At 68.1% G+C, this 20,058-nt stretch carries 21 protein-coding genes; 13 read left to right on the forward strand and 8 right to left on the reverse strand.

Features of this window, described 5'->3' with window-relative positions; translation table 11 throughout:
* Positions 1-19: 19 nt before the first annotated feature.
* Both J0J01_RS11235 and J0J01_RS11240 read right to left on the reverse strand, forming a co-directional pair.
* The gene (locus tag J0J01_RS11235) at positions 20-355 is read right to left on the reverse strand and encodes an H-NS histone family protein (protein ID WP_296380518.1); all 336 of its coding nucleotides are present in this window, start codon (positions 353-355) and stop codon (positions 20-22) included.
* A gap of 123 nt (positions 356-478) precedes the next feature.
* Complete coding sequence (locus J0J01_RS11240) at positions 479-1,384, reverse strand: LysR family transcriptional regulator (RefSeq protein WP_296380520.1); 906 nt, start codon at positions 1,382-1,384, stop codon at positions 479-481.
* Between the two features lie 101 nt (positions 1,385-1,485).
* Between J0J01_RS11240 and J0J01_RS11245 the strand changes: the two genes are divergently transcribed.
* A complete protein-coding gene (locus J0J01_RS11245) occupies positions 1,486-1,617 on the forward strand; it encodes a hypothetical protein (protein WP_296380522.1) in 132 nt (43 codons plus the stop codon).
* A gap of 19 nt (positions 1,618-1,636) precedes the next feature.
* A complete protein-coding gene (locus tag J0J01_RS11250) occupies positions 1,637-2,182 on the forward strand; it encodes a DinB family protein (protein ID WP_296380523.1) in 546 nt (181 codons plus the stop codon).
* Here the strand turns inward: J0J01_RS11250 and msrA are convergent.
* The 3 genes from msrA to J0J01_RS11265 form a co-directional block, all read right to left on the reverse strand.
* The gene (gene msrA / locus J0J01_RS11255; protein ID WP_296380560.1) at positions 2,140-2,781 is read right to left on the reverse strand and encodes a peptide-methionine (S)-S-oxide reductase MsrA; all 642 of its coding nucleotides are present in this window, start codon (positions 2,779-2,781) and stop codon (positions 2,140-2,142) included. The genes J0J01_RS11250 and msrA overlap by 43 nt on opposite strands.
* Positions 2,782-2,969: 188 nt before the next feature.
* Positions 2,970-6,161, reverse strand: a complete 3,192-nt coding sequence (locus J0J01_RS11260) for a multidrug efflux RND transporter permease subunit (protein ID WP_296380525.1) — start codon at positions 6,159-6,161, stop codon at positions 2,970-2,972.
* 25 nt (positions 6,162-6,186) lie between these two features.
* Entirely contained in the window at positions 6,187-7,323 is a 1,137-nt protein-coding gene (locus J0J01_RS11265; protein ID WP_296380526.1) for an efflux RND transporter periplasmic adaptor subunit, read from the reverse strand.
* A gap of 242 nt (positions 7,324-7,565) precedes the next feature.
* On the opposite strand from J0J01_RS11265, the gene J0J01_RS11270 reads away from it, so the two are divergent.
* Genes J0J01_RS11270 through J0J01_RS11295 form a run of 6 tightly spaced genes read left to right on the forward strand, consistent with a single transcriptional unit; the run spans position 7,566 to position 13,888 of the window.
* Positions 7,566-8,600 carry an amino acid ABC transporter substrate-binding protein gene (locus J0J01_RS11270; protein ID WP_296380527.1) on the forward strand — a complete coding sequence of 345 codons (1,035 nt, stop codon included), beginning with the start codon at positions 7,566-7,568 and terminating at the stop codon, positions 8,598-8,600.
* A gap of 60 nt (positions 8,601-8,660) precedes the next feature.
* Positions 8,661-9,698, forward strand: coding sequence for an amino acid ABC transporter substrate-binding protein (locus J0J01_RS11275; protein ID WP_296380528.1), 1,038 nt, complete (start codon positions 8,661-8,663; stop codon positions 9,696-9,698).
* 16 nt (positions 9,699-9,714) lie between these two features.
* A complete protein-coding gene (locus J0J01_RS11280) occupies positions 9,715-10,578 on the forward strand; it encodes a MurR/RpiR family transcriptional regulator (RefSeq protein ID WP_296380531.1) in 864 nt (287 codons plus the stop codon).
* A complete protein-coding gene (locus J0J01_RS11285) occupies positions 10,575-11,897 on the forward strand; it encodes an aspartate aminotransferase family protein (protein WP_296380533.1) in 1,323 nt (440 codons plus the stop codon). Before J0J01_RS11280 ends, J0J01_RS11285 begins: the two co-directional genes overlap by 4 nt.
* A gap of 27 nt (positions 11,898-11,924) precedes the next feature.
* Positions 11,925-12,899 carry a tripartite tricarboxylate transporter substrate-binding protein gene (locus J0J01_RS11290; protein ID WP_296380535.1) on the forward strand — a complete coding sequence of 325 codons (975 nt, stop codon included), beginning with the start codon at positions 11,925-11,927 and terminating at the stop codon, positions 12,897-12,899.
* Positions 12,896-13,888, forward strand: coding sequence for an LLM class flavin-dependent oxidoreductase (locus J0J01_RS11295; protein WP_296380537.1), 993 nt, complete (start codon positions 12,896-12,898; stop codon positions 13,886-13,888). The genes J0J01_RS11290 and J0J01_RS11295 overlap by 4 nt, the downstream gene beginning before the upstream one ends.
* A gap of 150 nt (positions 13,889-14,038) precedes the next feature.
* Here the strand turns inward: J0J01_RS11295 and J0J01_RS11300 are convergent, their stop codons facing one another.
* Positions 14,039-14,839 carry a helix-turn-helix domain-containing protein gene (locus J0J01_RS11300; RefSeq protein WP_296380539.1) on the reverse strand — a complete coding sequence of 267 codons (801 nt, stop codon included), beginning with the start codon at positions 14,837-14,839 and terminating at the stop codon, positions 14,039-14,041.
* Between the two features lie 81 nt (positions 14,840-14,920).
* Here J0J01_RS11300 and J0J01_RS11305 point away from each other — a divergent pair, with 81 nt between their 5' ends.
* Both J0J01_RS11305 and J0J01_RS11310 read left to right on the forward strand, forming a co-directional pair.
* Positions 14,921-15,814, forward strand: a complete 894-nt coding sequence (locus tag J0J01_RS11305; protein WP_296380541.1) for a DMT family transporter — start codon at positions 14,921-14,923, stop codon at positions 15,812-15,814.
* Positions 15,811-16,605, forward strand: a complete 795-nt coding sequence (locus tag J0J01_RS11310) for an SDR family oxidoreductase (protein ID WP_296380543.1) — start codon at positions 15,811-15,813, stop codon at positions 16,603-16,605. The genes J0J01_RS11305 and J0J01_RS11310 overlap by 4 nt, the downstream gene beginning before the upstream one ends.
* On the opposite strand, the gene J0J01_RS11315 is transcribed toward J0J01_RS11310, so the two are convergent.
* Positions 16,602-16,925, reverse strand: coding sequence for a cupin domain-containing protein (locus J0J01_RS11315; RefSeq protein ID WP_296380545.1), 324 nt, complete (start codon positions 16,923-16,925; stop codon positions 16,602-16,604). The genes J0J01_RS11310 and J0J01_RS11315 overlap by 4 nt on opposite strands.
* Positions 16,926-17,089: 164 nt before the next feature.
* Between J0J01_RS11315 and J0J01_RS11320 the strand changes: the two genes are divergently transcribed.
* Positions 17,090-17,479 (forward strand): hypothetical protein, encoded by a 390-nt coding sequence (locus tag J0J01_RS11320; protein WP_296380547.1) that lies wholly within the window; start codon positions 17,090-17,092, stop codon positions 17,477-17,479.
* Between the two features lie 66 nt (positions 17,480-17,545).
* Here the strand turns inward: J0J01_RS11320 and purH are convergent, their stop codons facing one another.
* Complete coding sequence (purH, locus tag J0J01_RS11325) at positions 17,546-19,159, reverse strand: bifunctional phosphoribosylaminoimidazolecarboxamide formyltransferase/IMP cyclohydrolase (RefSeq protein WP_296380548.1); 1,614 nt, start codon at positions 19,157-19,159, stop codon at positions 17,546-17,548.
* Between the two features lie 91 nt (positions 19,160-19,250).
* On the opposite strand from purH, the gene J0J01_RS11330 reads away from it, so the two are divergent.
* Together J0J01_RS11330 and J0J01_RS11335 are read left to right on the forward strand one after the other, a co-directional pair.
* The gene (locus J0J01_RS11330; protein WP_296380550.1) at positions 19,251-19,730 is read left to right on the forward strand and encodes a DUF2269 domain-containing protein; all 480 of its coding nucleotides are present in this window, start codon (positions 19,251-19,253) and stop codon (positions 19,728-19,730) included.
* 76 nt (positions 19,731-19,806) lie between these two features.
* Entirely contained in the window at positions 19,807-19,935 is a 129-nt protein-coding gene (locus J0J01_RS11335) for a hypothetical protein (protein ID WP_296380551.1), read from the forward strand.
* The last annotated feature ends 123 nt before the right edge of the window (positions 19,936-20,058 follow it).

Raw genomic sequence — 20,058 nt, forward strand, 5'->3', positions numbered from 1 at the left:
GGGAGAGCATAGCCCCGAGTCACCTCGCGCTCTTTACCAAAAACGAGTCGCGCTTCTTGCCGGCCTTCTCGGCGGCGACCAGCCACAGCGGCGGCCGGCCGCGGCCGGTCCACTTGTTGCCCTTGTCGTCGGCGTATTTCACCGGCACGCGCTTGCCCTTGCGCGGCCCGCTCTTCTTGCTGCCCTTGCTGAGGGAGACGGCGTGCCGCCAGTCGGCGAGCGACAGGCCATGCCGCTTGATCAGCGCGACCAGCTCGGTGACTTTCCTGTCGGCCTTCGCCTCGAGCGCCTTGGCGCGTTTCTCGAGCGCGCGGATTTGCGCCTGGATGGCGGTCAGGGATCGAGAACGCGGCATTGGGGAATTCCTTGAATTTCTAGCCTGCAGCGATTTAACCCTAAATTCGTACGCCGTAAATCCACCGGCCTACGGTTAATGAACCCGCGCTGCAGATAATCGCCGTATCAAACGTTTTTGGACTCAGATTTCCCACGGCGGCGGCGTGAACTTTTCCAGGATAAAATCGACAAAAGCCGTGACTTTCGGCGCGAGATGTTTTCGGTGCGGATATACCGCGTGGATCGGCACCGGCTCCTCGGCGGAATAATCCTGCAAAAGCGCCACCAGCTCGCCGCGCTTGATCGCATCGGCGACGGTGAGCCGCGTCAGGCGCACGATTCCCAAGCCCTGCAATGCCAGCCGCATCTGCGCCTCGCCTTCGCTCACCGCCAGCCGTCCGCCGACCTCGATCTCGCGCACTTCGCCGTCGATGCGGAAATGCCAGCGGTTGAGATAGGCGCGATCGCGGCTGACGATGCAGTTATGCCGGGCGAGATCCTCCGGCCGCCGTAGCATCGGATGTGATGCAAGATATTTCGGCGCGGCGCAGACCAGCCGTACATCGTCGCCGATCTTGCGCGCCATGAAGCTCGAATCGGCCAGCCGCCCGATGCGGATCGCGATGTCGACGCCCTCCTCGACCATGTCGATCACGCGATCGGTCGGCATCAATTCGAGCTGGATCGCGGGATGGCGCTCCAGGAACTCAGCCACCACCGGCGCCAGGAAATGCGTCGCGAAGGCGAGCGACGTGGTGACCCGCAGCAGCCCGTGCGGCGTGCCGCGCTGGTCGGTCATCTCGGCTTCCAGCGCCTCGATCTCACCGACGATGCGGCGGGCGGCGCCGTAGAAGGCCTCGCCCTCGGCCGTCAGGCTGAGCGCGCGGGTGGTGCGGTGGAGCAGCCGCACACCCAGCCGGCCTTCCAGGCGCGTCACCAGCTTGCTGACCGCCGACGGGGTCAGGCCGAGGCCCGGCGCGGCGGCCGAGAAGCCCTTGGCCTCGACCGCCCGGACGAAGGCCGCCATTTCACCGGCGTGATCGATCATTGCAAGATTGATGAACCAAATTCAAAGGTATCGGTCAATATCGAATGATTATCGCCACGGAATGTCGGTATTAAGCTACAGACCAAGCCCGGAGGTTCTCCATGTTCACGATCCCCTATCCCTCTCGTCCGCAGGTCCAGACCTATGCCGTGCGCGCCCATCGGATGCGCGGCGCGGCGGTCGCCGGCCTGGTCCGCGACGTCGCCCGATGGATTTCGGTCGCTTCCCGCTGAGCGCGGCTAGACTGCGCCCATGTCGGAGCGCTCGTCGGACCTTTGGGCGCAATACGCCCGTTACAACCGCCTCGCCAACGAGACCCTGTACGATGCCTGTGCGGGCCTGAGCGACGACGACTATCGTCGTGACCTCGGCGCCTTCTTCGGCAGCGTGCAGGGCACGCTGAACCATCTGCTGGTCGGCGACACGATCTGGATGGCGCGCTTCGAAGGCGGCACGCATCCCTCGACCGACCTCGACGCCCTCCTGTTCGAGCGCTTCGACGCGCTGCGGGTGGCGCGCCGGCAAATGGACCGGCGCATCGAGCGCTTCTTCGCGGCGCTGCCGCCGGGCTTCGCGAACGGCAGCGTGCGCTACGTCAACAATGCCGGCTTCGACACCGAGGATCCCTGGCCGGTGATCCTGCCGCATTTCTTCAACCACCAGACCCATCATCGCGCGCAGGTCCATACGCTGCTGTCGCAGCTCGGCCACGCGCCGCCGGTGCTCGACCTGCACCGCGTGTTGCGGCCGATCCCTCAGGTCCCGGTCCTGGACACCAGCACCGGCTCGGCGCGATAGCGATCGGGAAACAGCCGCTTCAGGTTCTCGACCTTCGGCAGGTCGTTGATCACGATGTAAGGCTGCCGCGGATGCAGGGTGAGATAATCCTGGTGATAATCCTCGGCCGGATAAAACGTCCTGCCGCGCTCGATCGTGGTGGCGATTTTCTTGCCGAACGATTTCGCCGCATCGAGCTGGTCGATATAGGCCTTCGCCAGCCGCGCCTGCTCGTCGTCGCCCACGAAAATCGTCGAACGATATTGCGGCCCGCTATCGGGGCCCTGGCGATCGAGCTCGGTCGGATCGTGCGCCACCGAGAAGTAGATCTGCAGCAGCGTGCCGAAGCTCACCTTGCGCGGGTCGTAGGTGACCTTCACCGATTCGGCATGGCCGGTGCGGCCGCTGCCGACTTTCTCATAGTGCGCGGTCGAGGCCTCGCCGCCGGCATAGCCGGAGACCGCGCGGGTCACGCCCTCGACGTGCTGGAACACGCCCTGCACGCCCCAGAAGCAGCCGCCGGCGAACACCGCGGTGCGGGTTGCATCGTCGGCCTTTTCGTCGGCGGCCGGCGGCGGCAGCGGCCGCGCCGTCTCGGCCGAGCTCGGCAGCACGACCATTGCCAGGGCGGCCAGCGCCGCCACGCCGGAGACCGGAAACCAGGGCATTCTCATGGTCTCACCATACCGCGCGCAGCCTTCGGCCGAATCATCACGTTATCGCGCCATGACCCAGCGTCAGCGGCCTCGGGTTCCGGCAGCGCCGCCACCAGATGACGGGCGGCGGGATCGTCCACGACTTCCGGCCGTTACGCCTGCGGTGTGAAGGTCGGTGTGTCGATGTCCTTCTTGCGCCACTTGAAGCGCAGCTCGGCCAGGCCCGTGGAGATCACGTAGAACACCGGCGTGAAGATCAGGCCGAACGCGGTCACGCCCAGCATGCCGGCGAACACCGCGGTGCCCAGCGACTGGCGCATCTCGGCGCCGGCGCCGGTGCTGAACACCAGCGGCACCACGCCCAGGATGAAGGCGAGCGAGGTCATCAGGATCGGCCGCAGCCGCGTGCGCGCGGCCGAGACCGCGGCGTCCCAGCGGTTCATGCCGCCCTCGTGCGCCTGCTTGGCAAACTCCACGATCAGGATGGCGTTCTTGGCGGCGAGGCCGACCAGCACCACCAGGCCGATCTCGACCAGGATGTTGCGATCGAGGCCGCGGATATTGACGCCGATCATCGCCGCCAGGATGCACATCGGCACGATCAGGATGACCGCGAGCGGCAGCAGCCAGCTCTCGTAGAGCGCGGCCAGCAGCAGGAACACGAACAGCACCGCCATGCCGAAGGCCAGCACCGCGGTGTTGCCGGCGAGCTTCTCCTGCAGCGCGATCTCGGTCCATTCGAGCTGGAAGCCCGAGGGCAGGACCTTCTTCGCCAGATCCTCCATCGCCGCTATGCCCTGGCCGGACGAAAAGCCGTGCACCAGCGCCACCTGGACCTCGGCCGCGGGATAGAGATTGTAGCGCGCGACGCGATAGGGGCCGGTGGTGTCGCTGAAGGTCGCGACCGAGCCGATCGGCACCATCTCGCCGCTGACGCTGCGCGTCTTGAGGTTGGCGACGTCGCGCACCGTGAGGCGGTAGGGGTTGTCGGCCTGCGCCGTCACGCGGTAGGTGCGGCCCAGGATGTTGAAGTCGTTGACGTAGGCCGAGCCCATATAGACCGACAGCGTCTGGAAGACGTTGGCGATCGGCACGCCGAGCTGCTCGGCCTTGGTGCGGTCGATCTCCGCCCAGATCTGCGGCGTCCTGGTGCTGAACAGCGTGAACGCCTGGGTGAGGCCCGGAGTATGGCCGGCCGCCCCGGCCAGCGCCCAGGTCGCGTTCTCGAGCGCCGGCAGGCCGCGGGCGGCGCGGTCCTGGACATAGCCCTTGAGGCCGCCGCCGGTGCCGATGCCGGGCACCGAGGGCGGCTCGAGCACGAACACGAAGGCCTCGCGGAGCTGGAACATCTTGGCGCGCAGGTCGGCCAGGATTTTTTCCTTCGGGATGTCGGCACGCTCGGCGAAGGGCTTGAGCGGCACGAAGATCACGCCGGCGTTGGGCGAGTTGGTGAAAGTGGCGCCGTCGAAGCCGACGAAGGCGACCGCGTTCTGCACGCCCGGCGTGCCGGTGATCAGATCCGACGCCTGGCGGACCAGCCGGTCGGCGCGCTCCAGGGTCGAGCCCGGCGGTAGCTGCATCGCGGCGATGAAGTACGAGCGGTCGAGCTGCGGGATCAGGCCGGTCGGCGTGCTGGCGACCCGGTTGTAGGTCAGGAAGACCAGGCCGGCATAGATCACCAGGGCCAGCGGCACCATGCGCACGGTGCGCGCGGTCAGCTTGCCGTAGTTCTCCGACAGCCATTCGAAGCCGTGGTTGAAGCGCTTGAAGAACCAGTTGACCGGAAACATCAGCCGGTCGCGCAGGGTCGGCTTGGCCGCCTCGACGTGGCTCAGCGCATGGGTCTTGAGCAGCAGCGCCGCCAGCGCCGGCGACAGGGTCAGCGACACGAAGGCCGAGATCGCCGTCGAGGCGGCGATGGTGATGGCGAACTGCTTGTAGAACGAGCCCTGCAGGCCGGTGATGAAGGCGGTCGGCAGGAACACCGCGATCAACACCAGCGAGATCGCGATCAGCGCGCCGCCGACCTCGTCCATGGTCTTGTGCGCCGCGGCCTTGGGCGACATGCCCTGGGTCAGGTAGCGCTCGACGTTCTCGACCACCACGATCGCGTCGTCGACGACGATGCCGATCGCCAGCACCAGGCCGAACAGCGACAGGGTGTTGAACGAGATGCCGACCGCCGACATCACCGCGAACGAGCCGATCAGCGACACCGGGATGGCGAGCAGCGGGATCAGCGCGGCCCGCCAGGTCTGCAGGAACAGGATCACCACGATGACGACCAGGAGCAGCGCCTCGAACAGCGTGTGGATCACCGCGTCGACCGAGGCCTGGATGAACTCCGTCGGGTTGTAGACGACCGAGTAGTCGAGGCCGGGCGGGAAGTTCCTCTTGAGCTCCTCCATCGCGTGCTTGATGCCGTCGGACGTCGCCAGCGCGTTGGAGCCCGGCCGCTGGAAGATGCCGAGCGCGGTCGCGGTCTTGTTGTCGAGATAGGCGTTGAGCGTGTAGTCCTGCGCGCCCAGCTCGATCCGGGCGACGTCGCGCAGCCGCGTGATCGAGCCGTCCGCTTCGGCGCGCAGCACGATGCTGCCGAACTCCTCGGGCGTGGTGAGGCGGCCCAGCGTATTGACGGTCAGCGTGAAGCCGCCGGGCGAGACGGCGGGCGCCTGGTTGATCGCGCCGGCGGCCACCTGCAGGTTGGCCGCGCGCATCGCCAGCAGCACCTCGGTGGCGGTGAGGTTGTGGCCCGCGACCCGCGCCGGGTCGAGCCAGACGCGCATCGAATAGTCGCGCGCGCCGAACACGATCACGTTGCCGACGCCGTCGACGCGGGTCAGCACGTCCTTCACGTAGAGCGTGGCGTAGTTCGAGATGTACTGCTGGTCGCGGCTGCCGTCGGGCGAGACCATGTGCACGACCATCATCAGGTCGGGCGAGGCCTTGCGTACGACGAGGCCGAGCCGCTGCACGTCCTCGGGCAGGCGCGGCTGCGCCACCGCGACGCGGTTCTGCACCAGCACCTGCGCCTGGTCGATGTCGACGCCGGGACGGAAGGTGACGCTCACCGTCAGCAGGCCGTCGCCGGTCGACTGCGAGGAGATGTACAGCATGTCGTCGACGCCGTTCACCTCCTGCTCGATCGGCGTGGCGACGGTCGCGGCGAGCACCTCGGCCGAGGCGCCGGGATAGGTCGCCTGGATGGTGACGGTCGGCGGCGCGATCTCGGGATACTCCGAGACGGGCAGGCGGAACTGCGCGATGCCGCCGACGATCAGGATGATCAGCGACAGCACCGACGCGAAGATCGGCCGGTCGATGAAGAAATGGGAAAAACGCATCGGAGGGGGACTCGGGGCGGACGATTTATTCGGCGTTGGCGGTGATCTTGCCCGGTTCCGGATTGACCTTGGCCTTGGGCCGGACCATCGGGTTGGCGAGGCCGTCGAGCACGACCCTGTCCTCGGACTTCAGGCCGTCGCGCACGACGCGCAGGCCTTCATAGATCGGGCCAAGGGTGACCGGCCGGCCCTCGACGACGTTGTCCTTGTTGACCACGAATACGATCTTGTGCGCCTGGTCGGAGACCACCGCCGAATCGGGGATCAGCAGCGCATCGTATTCGCCGCCATAGAGCTGGACGCGGGCGAACACGCCGGGGGTCAGCAGATGGTCCCGGTTGTCGACCAGCGCGCGGGTCCGGATCGTACCGGAGCGCGGGCTCAGCACGTTGTCGACGAAGTCGATCGCGCCGAGGCGCTTCCATTCGGTCTCGTCGGCGAGCTTGATGCGGACCGGGATGCTCGTGCTGTTGGCCTGGGTGCGGACGCCCATCAACTGAAGGCGCTGATAGCGCAGGTGATCGGCTTCCGAGACGTCGAACAGGAAATAGACCGGATCGGTGCTGACGATGGTGGCGAGCAGCGTGGCGCCCTGCTGGCCGCCCTGGATCAGGTTGCCGGGATCGACCTTGCGGTCCGAGATGCGGCCGGCGAGCGGCGCGGTGACCTCGGTCCATTCGAGGTTGAGCTGGGCGTTGTGCAGCGAGGCCTCGGCCGCCTTGAGCTGTGCCTTGGCCACTGCGAGGTTCGACTTGCGGGTGTCGTTCTCGGCCTCGGGAATGTTGCGCGAGGCGACCAGGGCGGCGCCGCGCTGTACCTGCAGCTCGGCCAGATCGACCGTCGCCTTGTTGCGCGCGACATCGGCGGTCGCCGATTCGACGGCGATCTCGTAGGGGCGCTTGTCGATGGTGAAGAGCCTGTCACCCTCCTTCACCCACTGGCCGTCCTTGAAATGCAGCTTCTCGACGAACCCCGAGACGCGCGCGCGAATCTCGACGATGGCGCGCGCCTCGAAGCGGCCGGAATACTCGTCCCATTGCACGACTCGCTTGGCGATCGGCTCGGACACCGACACCGGCGGGGCCGGCGGTCCGCCCTGCGCCAGCACGGGGCTTGCAGCCAAAAGCGAATCGGCGGCCAACAGCAGACCGGCGGCCAACAACAAACGGCGGCATGCGTACACGATGGACCCCCTGCCCGGTTCTGCGACTTCTGCGGCGCGAAGCGGTGATGTGGTTGCAGCGCAGCAATGTGTCAATTCCCCAAGGCGATCTAAGACCAAGGGAGGACTGAGCTTTTCTCGGGATATGAAACAGTCGGATCAAATATAACCTAGGGAGATTCATTTGTTGCAGATAGGGAGCCCGAAGAGGTAGCGTATCCCTGCCAATTCCGGGAGGAGACATGCAATCCATTGCACGCGGCCTGTGGGCCGCCGCTTTCGCGTTCCTGGCGCTGCCCTTGGCGATACCCGTGGCGGCGCAAACCCCATCGACCCTGGAGGTCGTGAAGAAGCGCGGCCAGGTGATCTGTGGCGTCAATGTCGGCCTGGGCGGCTTCTCACTGCCCGACAGCCAGGGCAAGTGGAAGGGCCTCGACGTCGACATGTGCGGCGCCGTCGCCGCCGCCGTGCTGGGCGATTCGACCAAGACCAAGTTCGTGCCGCTGTCGGCGCAGCAGCGCTTCCTGGCGCTGCAGTCGGGCGAGATCGACATGCTGGTGCGCAACTCGACGATCACGCTGGAGCGCGACGCCTCGCTCGGCATCCAGTATGCCGGCGTCAACTTCTACGACGGCCAGGGCTTCATGGTGTCCAAGAAGCTCGGCGTGAAGAAGCTCGCGGAGCTCGGCGGCGCCACCATCTGCGTCGCGCAGGGCACGACCCACGAATTCAACATGGCCGGCTACTTCCGCAGCCGCAACCTCACCATCAAGCCGGTGGTCTTCGAGAGCCAGGACCTGATGTACGAGGCGTTCTTCGGCGGCCGCTGCGATGCCATGACCCAGGATTCCTCGGCGCTGGCTTCGGCGCTGGCGACCCGCGGCAAGCAGGCCGACTACGAGACCCTGCCCGAGCTGATCTCCAAGGAGCCGCTCGGCCCGTTCACCCGCCGCGGCGACGATCAGTGGCTGGCGGTGGTGCGCTGGTCGCTGTTCGCCCTGCTCGAGGCCGAGGAGAAGGAGATCACCCAGGCCAACGTCGACGAGCAGCTCAAGTCGAACGACCCGCTGGTGAAGCGCCTGCTCGGCGTCACCGCCGGCAACGGCAAGGCGCTCGGGCTCGACGAGAAGTGGGCCTACGCCATCGTCAAGCAGATCGGAAATTACGGCGAGAGCTTCGAGCGCAACGTCGGCATGGCCTCGCCGCTCAAATTGCAGCGGGGAATCAACGCTCTCTGGACCAAAGGCGGATTGATGTACCCGCTGCCGTTGCGTTAGCGCTGGTCATGCACCGCCGCCTCGGCCTACCCTCGGAGCATGGGCTCTTTGGGAGGGACCATGCGATTGTTGCGGTGCGTATTGGCGGCATTGGGTGTGGTGCTGCTGCAGATGCCGGCGTCGGCCCAGTCGACAATGTCGACATTGTCGACGCTGGAGCAGGTGAAGAAGCGGGGCGAGCTGGTGTGCGGCGTCGACGGCGCGCTGCCGGGCTTCTCGCTGTTCAATGCGGTGAAGGAATGGGAAGGCCTCGACGTCGATCTCTGCCGCGGCATCGCCGCCGCGGTGCTGGGCGACGCGACCAAGGTGAAGTTCGTTCCGGTCTCGGCCAAGGACCGCTTCGACCGGCTGGCCGCCGGCGACTTCGACGTGCTGGCGCGCAACTCGACGGTGACCCTGCAGCGCTCGGCCGGCATGAAGGTGCGTTTCGCCGTCATCAACTACATCGACGGCCAGGCCTTCGTGGTGCCGAAGAAGCTCAAGGTCGAGCAGCTCGCCAACCTCAGCGGCAGTACGGTCTGCCTGCAGAAGGGCACGACCCACGAATTCAACATGGCGGGCTGGTTCAAGGCGCGGCGGCTCACCGTCGTGCCGGCGGCCTACGACACGACCGAGGCGATGTACAACGCCTTCTTCGCCAGCAAGTGCTCGGCGGTGACGGCGGACGCGGCGGCGCTGGCCGGCGCCATCGTGCGCAGCGGCCGGGTGGTCGAGTTCATGATGCTGCCGGGCGTGATCTCCAAGGAGCCGCTCGGCCCCTATGTCCGCGAGGGCGATTCGCAATGGCTCGATATCGTGCGCTGGACGCACTACGCGATGCTCGAGGCGGAGGAGCGCGGCATCAGCCCGAAGAACATCGATCAGCTGAAGCGCGAGCTCGGCGATCCCTATCTGCGCATCTTCCTAGGCGTCGATCCGGGCAACGGCAAGGCGCTCGGGCTGTCGGAGGACTGGGCCTACAACGTCATCAAGCAGGTCGGCAATTACGGCGAGATCTACGACCGCAATGTCGGCCAGGGCTCGGCGCTGAAGTTCGCGCGCGGCGTCAACGCGCTGTGGACCAAGGGCGGGCAGATGTATCCGCTGCCGCTGCGTTGAGTTCAGGGGGCCGAAGATGAGCGGCCCCCTCACCCAGCCGATCGTCGAGGCCTTCGAGGCGCTGTCGCCGCAGCTTCAGACCGCGGCGCGCTACGTGCTCGACCGGCCCGACGACGTGGCATTGTTGTCGATGCGCGAGCAGGCGCGGCGCGCCGGTGTGCCGCCCGCCACCATGACGCGGCTGGCCAAACGGCTCGGCCTCGAAGGCTATGACGAGGTGCGCGCGCTCTATGCCGGTGCGGTGCGCGCCGGCACCCTGGGCTTCGCCGGCAAGGCGGGCGTCCAGGTCGAAGCGCAGAAGCTGCGCGGCGAGCGGGCGCTGGCCGCCGACATGGCGCTCAGCCTCAGCCGCGAGATCGCCCGCCTCGCCGAGCCGGCGACGCTCGAGCGGCTGGCCGATGCGGCCGGCCGCCTGCACCAGGCGCGGCGCATCTATTGCCTCGGCCTGCGCGCCTGCCACGGCGCCGCCTGGCATTTCCACTACATGCTGTCGCTCTTGGGCGACAAGACGGTGATGCTGGACGATGCCGGCGGCACCGGCCTCGACGCGCTGCGCGACGCCGGCGCCGGCGACGTCGTGCTGGCGGCCAGCGTGAAGCCCTATGCGCGGGCGACGATCGAGGCCGCGCGCTACGCCGCGACCGAAGGCGTGCCGGTCGTCGCGCTGACCGATTCCGAAGTCTCGCCGTTGGCGCAGGTCGCGTCGGCGATCATCCCGGTCGCGACCGAGAGCCCGTCCTTCTTCCACACCATGACGCCGCTGCTGGCCGTGGCCGAGATCCTGGCGGCGCTGGTGGCCGGCCGCTCCGGCCAGAAGGCGCTCGACGCGCTCGCCCGCGCCGAGGCCCAACTCGCCGCCTTCGGAGTCCATTTGCCATGACCCACATCCTTCATCGCACCATCGGCGGCAGCTTACCGGTCGCCGCCTCCGGCCACGGAATCGAGATCGTCGACACCGCCGGCAAGCGCTATCTCGACGCGTCCGGCGGTGCCGCAGTGTCGTGCCTGGGGCACGGCCATCCCGCGGTCACGGCGGCGTTACACGAGCAGCTCGACAAATTGGCCTATGCGCACACCTCGTTCTTCACCACGGAGGTGGCGGAGCGGCTGGCCGACGCGCTGATTGCCGACGCGCCCCCGGGGATCGGCCATGTCTACCTGGTGAGCGGCGGCTCGGAGGCGATCGAGGCTGCGCTCAAGATGGCGCGGCAATACTTCGCCGAGCGCGGCGAGACGCAGCGCCGCCACATCATCGCGCGTCGCCAGAGCTATCACGGCAACACGCTGGGTGCGCTCGCCACCGGCGGCAACGAATGGCGCCGCGCGCCCTTCTCGCCGTTATTGATCGAGACCCACCATATTGATCCCTGCTTCGCGTACCGCTTCCAGCAGCCGGGCGAATCGGAGGAGGCCTACGGCCAACGCGCCGCCGACGCGCTCGAGGCCAAGATCCTCGAGCTGGGTGGCGACACGGTGATGGCCTTCGTCGCCGAAACGGTGGTCGGCGCGACCGCCGGCGCGGTGCCGCCGGTGAAGGGCTACTTCAAGCGCGTCCGGGAGATCTGCGGCAAGTACGGCGTGCTGCTGATCCTCGACGAGGTGATGTGCGGCATGGGCCGCACCGGCACGCTCCATGCCTGCGAGCAGGAAGGCATCGCGCCCGACCTGATGACCGTCGCCAAGGGCCTCGGCGGCGGCTACGAGCCGATCGGCGCCGTGCTGCTGGGCGAGCACCTGTTCAAAGCCTTCGCCGAGGGCAGCGGCTTCTTCCAGCACGGCCACACCTATATCGGCCATCCGCTGGCCTGCGCCGCGGGCCTCGCCGTGCAGCAGACGATCAAGCGCGACAAGCTGTTGGCCAACGTCCAGGCGATGGGCGCGCATCTGCGCCGCCGCCTCGGCGAGCGCTTCGGCAACCACGCGCATGTCGGCGACATCCGCGGCCGCGGCCTGTTCCAGGCGATCGAGCTGGTCGAGGATCGTCTGACCAAGGCGCCGTTCGATCCGGCGCGCAAGCTGCATGCGAAGGTCAAGAAGGCGGCGATGGCGCGCGGCCTGATGGTCTATCCCATGGGCGGCACGATCGACGGCCAGCACGGCGACCATGTGCTGCTGGCGCCGCCCTTCATCGTCGATGAGCGGCAGATCGACGAGATCGTCGATCGCCTGGGCGCCGCGGTAGACGACGCTCTGGCCTGAGCCATAGACTGCGCGCGGGAGGAGACAATGAACCCGCGTCGCCTGTTTCTGGGCGCCATCACGTGCGTAGCGTTCCTCGCGCCGGCCGCCTCCGCCGAGACCTGGCCCACCCGGCCCGTCAGCATGATCGTGCCCGCCTCGGCGGGCGGGCCGACCGATGCCATCGCCCGCGTGCTCGCCGAGCCGATGGCGGCCAGGCTCGGCCAGACCGTGGTGATCGACAATGTCGCCGGCGCCGGCGGCACGATCGGCGTCGGCAAGCTCGCGCGCGCGACGCCCGACGGCTATACGCTAGGCATCGGCCAGTGGTCGCACTATGTGCTGAACGGTGCCACCTACACGCTGCAGTACGACCTGCTGAAGGACTTCGCGCCGATACAGCTGCTGACCAACGGCCCGCTGCTCCTGGTGGCGCGCAAGACCCTGCCGGCCGATGACCTCAAGTCGCTGATCGCCTGGCTCAAGGCCAATGCCGACAAGGCCTCGGCCGGCACCGGCGGCGTCGGCGCGCCCGGCCACATCTCCGGCATCTTCTTCCAGAAGCAGACCGGCACCAGCTTCGCCTTCGTGCCCTATCGCGGCACCGGCCCGGCGCTGCGCGACCTGATGGCGGGGCAGATCGACCTGATGATCGACCAGGCCTCCAACGTCGTGCCGCAGATCCAGGCCGGCACCATCAAGGCCTTCGCCGTGCTGTCGCCTCAGCGCCTCGCCTCGACGCCCAACGTGCCGACGGTCGACGAGGCGGGGCTTGCGGGCTTCCTCTCGGTGTGGCACGGCCTGTGGGCGCCGCGCGCGGTGCCGGCCGATGTGATCGCCAAGGTGAATGCGGCGGCCGCAGCCTCCCTCGCCGATCCGAAGACGCGCGAGAAACTGGCTGCGCTGGGCCAGGAAGTGCCGCCCCCCGGCCAACAGAACCCGCAGGCGCTGGCGGCGTTCCAGAAGGCCGAGATCGAAAAATGGTGGCCGATCGTCAAGGCAGCGGGCATCAAGGGCGAATGAAAGTCGGCGTCCTGCAGTTCTTCAGCTGGCCCGGCCGCCATGGCCCGCTGGAAGAGGTCTATGCCCGCGCCCTCGAGCGCATCGAGATCATGGACAAGGTGGGCTTCGACGCCGTCTGGCTGGCCGAGCACCATTTCACCACCTTCAGCGTCTGCCCGTCGGTGCACATGCTGGGCGTGCTGGCGGCGGCGCGCACCGGGCGGCTGCGCATCGGCACCGCGGTGTCGCTGGCCGCGCTTTACCATCCGCTGCGGCTCGCCGAGGAAGTGGCGCTGCTCGACGTGCTGTCGGGCGGCCGGGTCAACTGGGGTGCCGGTCGTGGCTTCGCGCACTCCGAGTTCAACGCCTTCGGCGTGCCGGTCGAGGAATCGGCCGACCGCTTCCGCGAGGCCGTCGAGATCGTGCTCAAGGCCTGGAGCGAGGAACGCTTCAGCTATCGCGGCACGCATTTTGCCTTCGACGATATCGAGCTGCTGCCCAAGCCCTTGCAGAAGCCGCTGCCGACCTGGATGGCGGCGACCTCGGAATCGGCGATCGACTGGGCGGCCGGCCGCGGCTTCTCGATCCTGATGGACCCGCACGCCTCGATGACGGAACTGGGTGCCAAGCGCCGGCGCTATGCCGACAAGATGGCCGAGGCGGGCTTCTCCGATCACGGCCGCGACATCCCGATGGCGCGGCTGGTGGCGCTGGCGGGCAGCGCCGGCGAGGCCGAGACGATCGCGCGGCGCGGCGCGCAATGGCTGGTCGATGCCTATGCCGGCCCGCAGCACAGCCATCGCAAGAACATGCCGCCGCGCACCTACGACGGCAAGGAGCCGGCGCAGCACTATGTCGACAGCGTCATCCTGCACGGCACGCCCGAGATGCTGGTCGACAAGGTCGCCGAGCTCCAGGAGACGATCGGCCTCAATTACCTGATGTGCGCCCCGCTCAGCCGCGACAGCTTCCGCCTGCTCGCCGACAAGGTCGTGCCGCGCCTGATCTGACGAAACTGATTGCAGTCTCTCGTCCGCCGCGTCCGGGGCGTCCGGACGCGTCCGGCCTGGGGGGTGGTGCCGGATCCCGGATTCTTGAGAAAACCCTTATGGAATCGGCATCGGAGGTGTCCGGCCGCGGGCCGGATTCAGGGCTGTGCTCTAGCCCGACGCCCAGCCGCGCATCACCGCGGCGGTCTCGCGATCCATCGGGAAGAAGCTTTCGATGCGCAGCTCCTGCGCCGTGATGTCCTGCGGCGTGCCGAGCGTGGCGATGGTGGTGAACAGGCGCAGCGAGACGTCGCCTTTGCGGAAATGCATCGGCAGCACCACGGGGCCCGCCGCGGGATCGGCCGCGGTTGCCGTCCGCACCGCGCGCACGCCGTCATAGGCCAGCAGCCGCTCGAGCAGCGCCGCCGTCTCGGGCCAGCCGTCGGCCGCGGCATCGGCCTCGACGCTGCGCAGGAAGTAACGCACGACCTCGGCCCAGTTGAGCAGATACGGCCGCAGCACGTCGGGCCCGACCAGCGCATCGGCGAGATTGATCGCGGTGCCCGGTGCGATCGGCCCGACCAGGAACTCGACCAGCTTGACCGCGCCGCCATTGGCCTTGCGCAGGTTCCACTGACGGTCGATGGCGACCGCGGGGTATGGCTCCTGCTGCGCCAGGATGAGATCGATCGCCGCGCGCACCTCGCCCCATTCCGGCGCGTCGATATCGGTCTCGCGCCACACCGGTGCGAAGCCAGCGGCGATCAGCAGCGCATTGTGCTGGCGCAGCGGGATGTCGAGCGCCGTCGCCAACCGCACCACCATGTCGCGCGAGGGCGCGGCGCGGCCGAGCTCGAGGAAGCTGAGATGCCGTTGCGAGATCTCGGTCCGCCCCGCCAGCTCGAGCTGCGACCAGCCGCGCCGCTGCCGCCATTCGCGAAGCTTCGAGGCGAATCCATTGTCGTGCGCCATCCTGTACCTGCCGGGTAGTTGCGGCCCTGCGGCCTCTCGCGAACATTGCACGGCGTTCGGCGCGGTGACAGGAGGCGAGACGTGGGCGAGTGGTTCGGCGTGTTGATCGCCATCGTGTCGAGCTCGCTCGGCGGCACCGCGGCGGCGGTCACGCGCTATCTGGTCGGCAGCGCCGATCCGCTGACCCTGGCGATCCTGCGCTGGGGTATCGGCTTCGTCTGCGTGGCTCCGGTGGCGCTCGCCCTGCGCGTGCGCTGGCCGACGCGTGCCGACTGGCCGGGCGTGGCGCTGCTGGGCTTCGCCTTCTACGGCCTGTTCTTCATCTTCTACAATCTCGCGATCGGCTACACGACGGCGGCGCGCGCCAGCCTCGCGCTCTCGACCCTGCCGCTGCAGACCATGATCGTCGCCGCCCTGCTCGGCATCGAGCGTCTGAGCTGGCGCAAGACCACCGGCGTGCTGATCGCGGTGATCGGCGTGTGCGCCGCGCTGGCGTCGGGGCTCGCCGGCGCGCCGCAAGGCGCCTGGCGCGGCGAGCTGATCATGGTCGGCGCGGTGCTCTGCATGTCGTTCTACAACGTGCTCTCGCGGCCGTTCATCCAGCGTTCGAGCGCGCTGGGCTTCCTCGCCGTCGGCATGGGCAGCGGCGCGCTGGCGCTGGTGGTCGCGGGCCTGCTCACCGGCCGCGTTGCGGTGCTCGCAAGCTTCGGCCAGGCGCAGTGGCTGGCCGGACTCTATCTCGGGGTCGCGGGCGGCGCGCTCGCCTTCATCCTCTGGGTGCTGGCCTTGCAGCGCGCTTCGCCGACGCGCGTCGCCAACACCATGACGGTCAACCCGATCGCCGCCGCGCTGCTGGCGCAGCAGCTGGTCGGCGAGCCGCTGACGCTCGATCTGCTGCTCGGCCTGGTCGCGGTGTTCGCCGGCATCTGGATCGCCACCGCCGAAGGCGCGAAGGCCGCGCCGCGCGCCACGTGACCGCCGTCGTCACCGGCGGCGGGCGCGGCCTCGGCCGGGCCTTCGCGAGGGCGCTGGCGGCCGACCGTACCGTTGCCGTCGTCGCGCGCTCGCAGGCCGAGCTCGAGGAGACGGTCGCCTCGGGCAGCGGCCGCATCCGGGCGTTCGTGGCCGATGTCACCGACGCCGCCGCCGTCGACGCGGCCTTCTCGGCGATCGAAACCGCGCTGGGACCGATCGACCTGCTGGTCAACAATGCCGGCATCGTCGGCCCGCTCGGGCCGTTCGCCGATGCCGGCGTTGCCGGCTGGTGGCGCACCCTGGAGGTCGACCTGCTCGGGCCGGCGATCTGCGCCCATCGCGCGCTGCCGTCGATGCTGGCGCGCCGCCAGGGCCGCATCGTCAATGTCGCCAGCGGCGGCGGCGCCACCATGTTCCCCTACTTCTCGGCCTACGTGACCGCCAAGACCGCGCTGATCCGCTTTTCCGAATGCCTGGCTCACGAGGTACGGGACCGCGGCATCGCGGTCTTCGCCATGGGGCCGGGCACGGTGCGCACGGCGATGAGCGAGCATTCGCTGAACTCGCCCGAGGGTCGCCGCTGGCTGCCGTGGTTCGCCGACATCTTCGCCGAAGGCCGCGACCTGCCGCCCGAGCGTCCGGCCGCGCTGTTGTGCGCGCTGGCCTCGGGCCGCTACGACGCCTTGTCGGGGCGCTACGTCAATCCGGCGGACGACCTCGACCGGCTGCTCGGAGAGGCGGCGGAAATCGCACGCCGCAGGCTTTACACCCTGCAGGTCGAGCGCCTCTAGACTTTGACCGGGCCGTAGAAGATCACCCAGATCGCGAAGTCGTCGGTGAAGTCCTCGAAGCCGTGCGGCGCCTGCGCGGCGGCAAAGCACATGTCGCCCGCGCTCACGGCCGTGCGCTTGCCGTCGACGCGATAGAAGCCGCTGCCTGCTGCCACGACATAGACCTCGTCGCGCGTGTGCGGCGTCTGCGGCCCGTCGGTCGGCCTGGGCGTGAAACGGATCTCGAGATCGCCGTCGACGAACGCCTCGGCCGAGCGCCCCGGCCTCCACGGCAACTGCCGCGCCGCGGCGAGCGCGATGGGATCGGGTGTGCGGTCCATAGGTCCTCCTCCGCTCATGAAGTAGGTCAAGGATAGTGACCCTACTACCCACAGCATTGACCCGGATTCGGTATGGCTTTTGCGTTACAATTCCGCAGGGCAGACGCGGACTGTCCCGTGCCTCGCCCATCACGTGAGAGTCGAGACCCAAGTAGGAGATCGATATGTGTGATTATTCACTCGAGGCCTATCAGTCACGACCTGCCGCCGTCGGCGAGAAGCTCACCCTCGGGCGTTTCGCGAGCGGTTCCATGGGATTTGCCGGCGGCACCGTGTGCGACACGGCCGTATGCATCCCCGCCGAGTCCAAGCTGCTCCTGGAGGGCATCGGCGAAGGCACGCAGAAGGAGCACGGCGTCGGCGCGGTGGAGGAGGTCGCCATGACCCGCCTCGAAACCGGCCTCTACAAGGACGCCGTGCGCTTCTCCAACGGCACCGTGGTGCTGCTGCAGCGTCTGGACATCGGGCTCAGCGCGGTGGTGATGACCTACGGCGCCGAGCAAGCCGAGGCGGCTCCGACCGCACCGGCGCGCGAGCCCGAGCTGGTGGGCTGACCGGCTGAGCTGAATGACCGTGACGGGCGGGGCCCGCCAAGCGAGCCCCGCTTCGTCAGCCGCATCTCAGTGGCGGAAGTGACGCATCCCGGTGAAGACCATGGCGAGGCCCTGGGCGTCGGCGGCCTCGATCACTTCCTTGTCGCGCATCGAGCCGCCGGGCTGGATGACCGCGGTGGCACCGGCCTCGGCCGCGGCCAGCAGGCCGTCGGCGAACGGGAAGAAGGCATCCGACGCCACGACGCTGCCGATCGCCGGGCTCTGCTTCAGGCCCGCCGCTTCGCCTGATTCGGCGGCACGGATCGCGGCGATGCGCGAGGAATCGCGGCGGTTCATCTGGCCCGCGCCGATGCCGACCGTGGCGCCGTCCTTGGCGTAGACGATGGCGTTGCTCTTCACGTGCTTGCACACCGTGAAGGCAAACAGCATGTCGTCGATCTCCTTCGGCGTCGGTGCACGTTTTGTCACCACCTTGAGATCGGCGCGCGCGATATGGCCGTTGTCGCGCGTCTGGAAGAGATAGCCGCCGGCGACGCTGCGCAGGGTCATGCCGGCCGTGTTCGGATCGGGCAGCGTGCCGGCGAGCAGCACGCGCACGTTCTTCCTTCTGGCGAAGATCTCCAGCGCCTCGGGCGTCGCGTCCGGCGCGATCACGACCTCGAGGAACAGCTTGGCCAGCTCCTCGGCCGTCTTCGCTTCGAGCGCGGTGTTGACCGCGACGATGCCGCCGAAGATCGACACCGGATCGCACTCGTAGGCCTTGCGATAGGCGGTGAACTGGTCCTTCGCGACCGCGACGCCGCAGGGATTGGCGTGCTTGATGACGACGACCGCCGGCTCCTTGAACTCGGCGACGCATTCATAGGCCGCCTCGGTGTCGCCGATGTTGTTGTAGGAAAGCTCCTTGCCCTGGACGATGCGCGCGGTCGCGACGCCCGGGCGCTTGCTGCCGTCGGCATAGAAAGCGGCCTTCTGATGCGGGTTCTCGCCGTAGCGCAGCGTCTGCACGCGCGCGGCCGACAGCGTCAGCCGCTCGGGGAAGGTCTCGCCCTGCTGCGCGGCGAACCAGTTGGCGATCGCGGCATCGTAGGAAGCGGTGCGCGCATAGGCCTTGGCCGCGAGCCGGCGGCGCAGCGCCAGCGTGGTCGCGCCCTGGTGCGCGCCTATTTCGTCGAGCACGGCTTTATAATCGGCGGGATCGACGACGACCGTGACGAAGTCGTGGTTCTTGGCCGAGGCGCGGATCAGCGCCGGGCCGCCGATGTCGATGTTCTCGACGCAGGTCGCGAAGTCGGCGCCGCGCGCCACCGTCGCCTCGAAGGGGTAGAGATTCACCACGACGAGGTCGATCGCTGCGATCTTGTGGTCGCTCATCGCCTTGGCGTGGCCCTTGTCGGTGCGGCGGGCGAGGATGCCGCCGTGGATCGCCGGCTGCAGCGTCTTCACCCGTCCGTCCATGATCTCGGGGAAGCCGGTGTGGTCGCTGACCTCGATCACCTCGACGCCGGCATCGCGCAGGGTCTTGGCCGAGCCGCCGGTCGACAGGATCGCCACGCCGTGCGCCGCCAGCGCCTTGCCGAGCTCGACCAGCCCAGCCTTGTCGGATACCGAGATCAGCGCCCGCTCGATCTTCGCGAGGTCGGGCGTGGGCGAGGGCACGTATTTGGGGGAGGCGGACATGGCGGGGTTTTAGCCCGCAGCCCCGTGGACCGCCATCGCCAAGACCCTGCTAGACTCACGCGGGGTGCGTAAGGCTTGAGGAACGTCGATTTTGAGTTTTGAACCCTATGTCTGGCTGAAATGGCTGCACGTGCTGAGCAGCACCGTCCTGTTCGGCACCGGCCTCGGCACCGCCTACCAGCTCTGGTCGGTCCATCGCAGCCGCAAGGCGCGCGCCATCCTCATCGTCGCGCGCGGTGTCGTCCGGGCGGATTGGTGCTTCATCCTGCCGGCCGGCATCGTCCAGCCGGCCACCGGCCTCGGCCTGGCGATCGTCACGGGCACGCCGGTCAACGCGCCGTGGCTGGTCGCGAGCTATGTCCTCTACCTCGTGGCGTTCGCCTGCTGGGTGCCGGCGGTCGTGCTGCAGATGCGGGCGCGCGACCTCGCGGAGGAATCCGTCGTCTCCGGCGCGCCGCTGCGCTACGAGTACCATCTGGCCATGAGGCGCTGGTTCGTGCTCGCCTGGCCCGGCTTCGGCGCGCTGGTCCTGGTCTTCCTGCTGATGACCGCCAAGCCGCAGTTCTGGTGATCAGGCCGCGACGGCACGCATTGTAGGCGGTGCCTTTCTAGACTATGCGGACGCATTCTAGAATGCGGAGAAGGCCATGGGCGTCAGCATCAAGAGTGCCGAGGCCGAGCGTAAGCTGAGGCGTGTTTCCCGTCTCCTGGGCAAGAGCATGACTGCCACGGTGATCGAATTGGCGGACGGTAATACCAGCCGACGAAAATCCTGACTCTTGCGAGATTTGAGTTTCCCTTCGCTGCAATGTTCGATTCTGTGTCTCCGGTCGGCGTATTGCGGCGGAGGACAGCATGGGGCTCAAGATCGAGGTGACGCGGCTGGAGCTGTCGGCGAC

This window comes from Reyranella sp. (genome assembly GCF_017305915.1).
In the GTDB taxonomy this organism is placed as follows: Bacteria; Pseudomonadota; Alphaproteobacteria; order Reyranellales; family Reyranellaceae; genus Reyranella.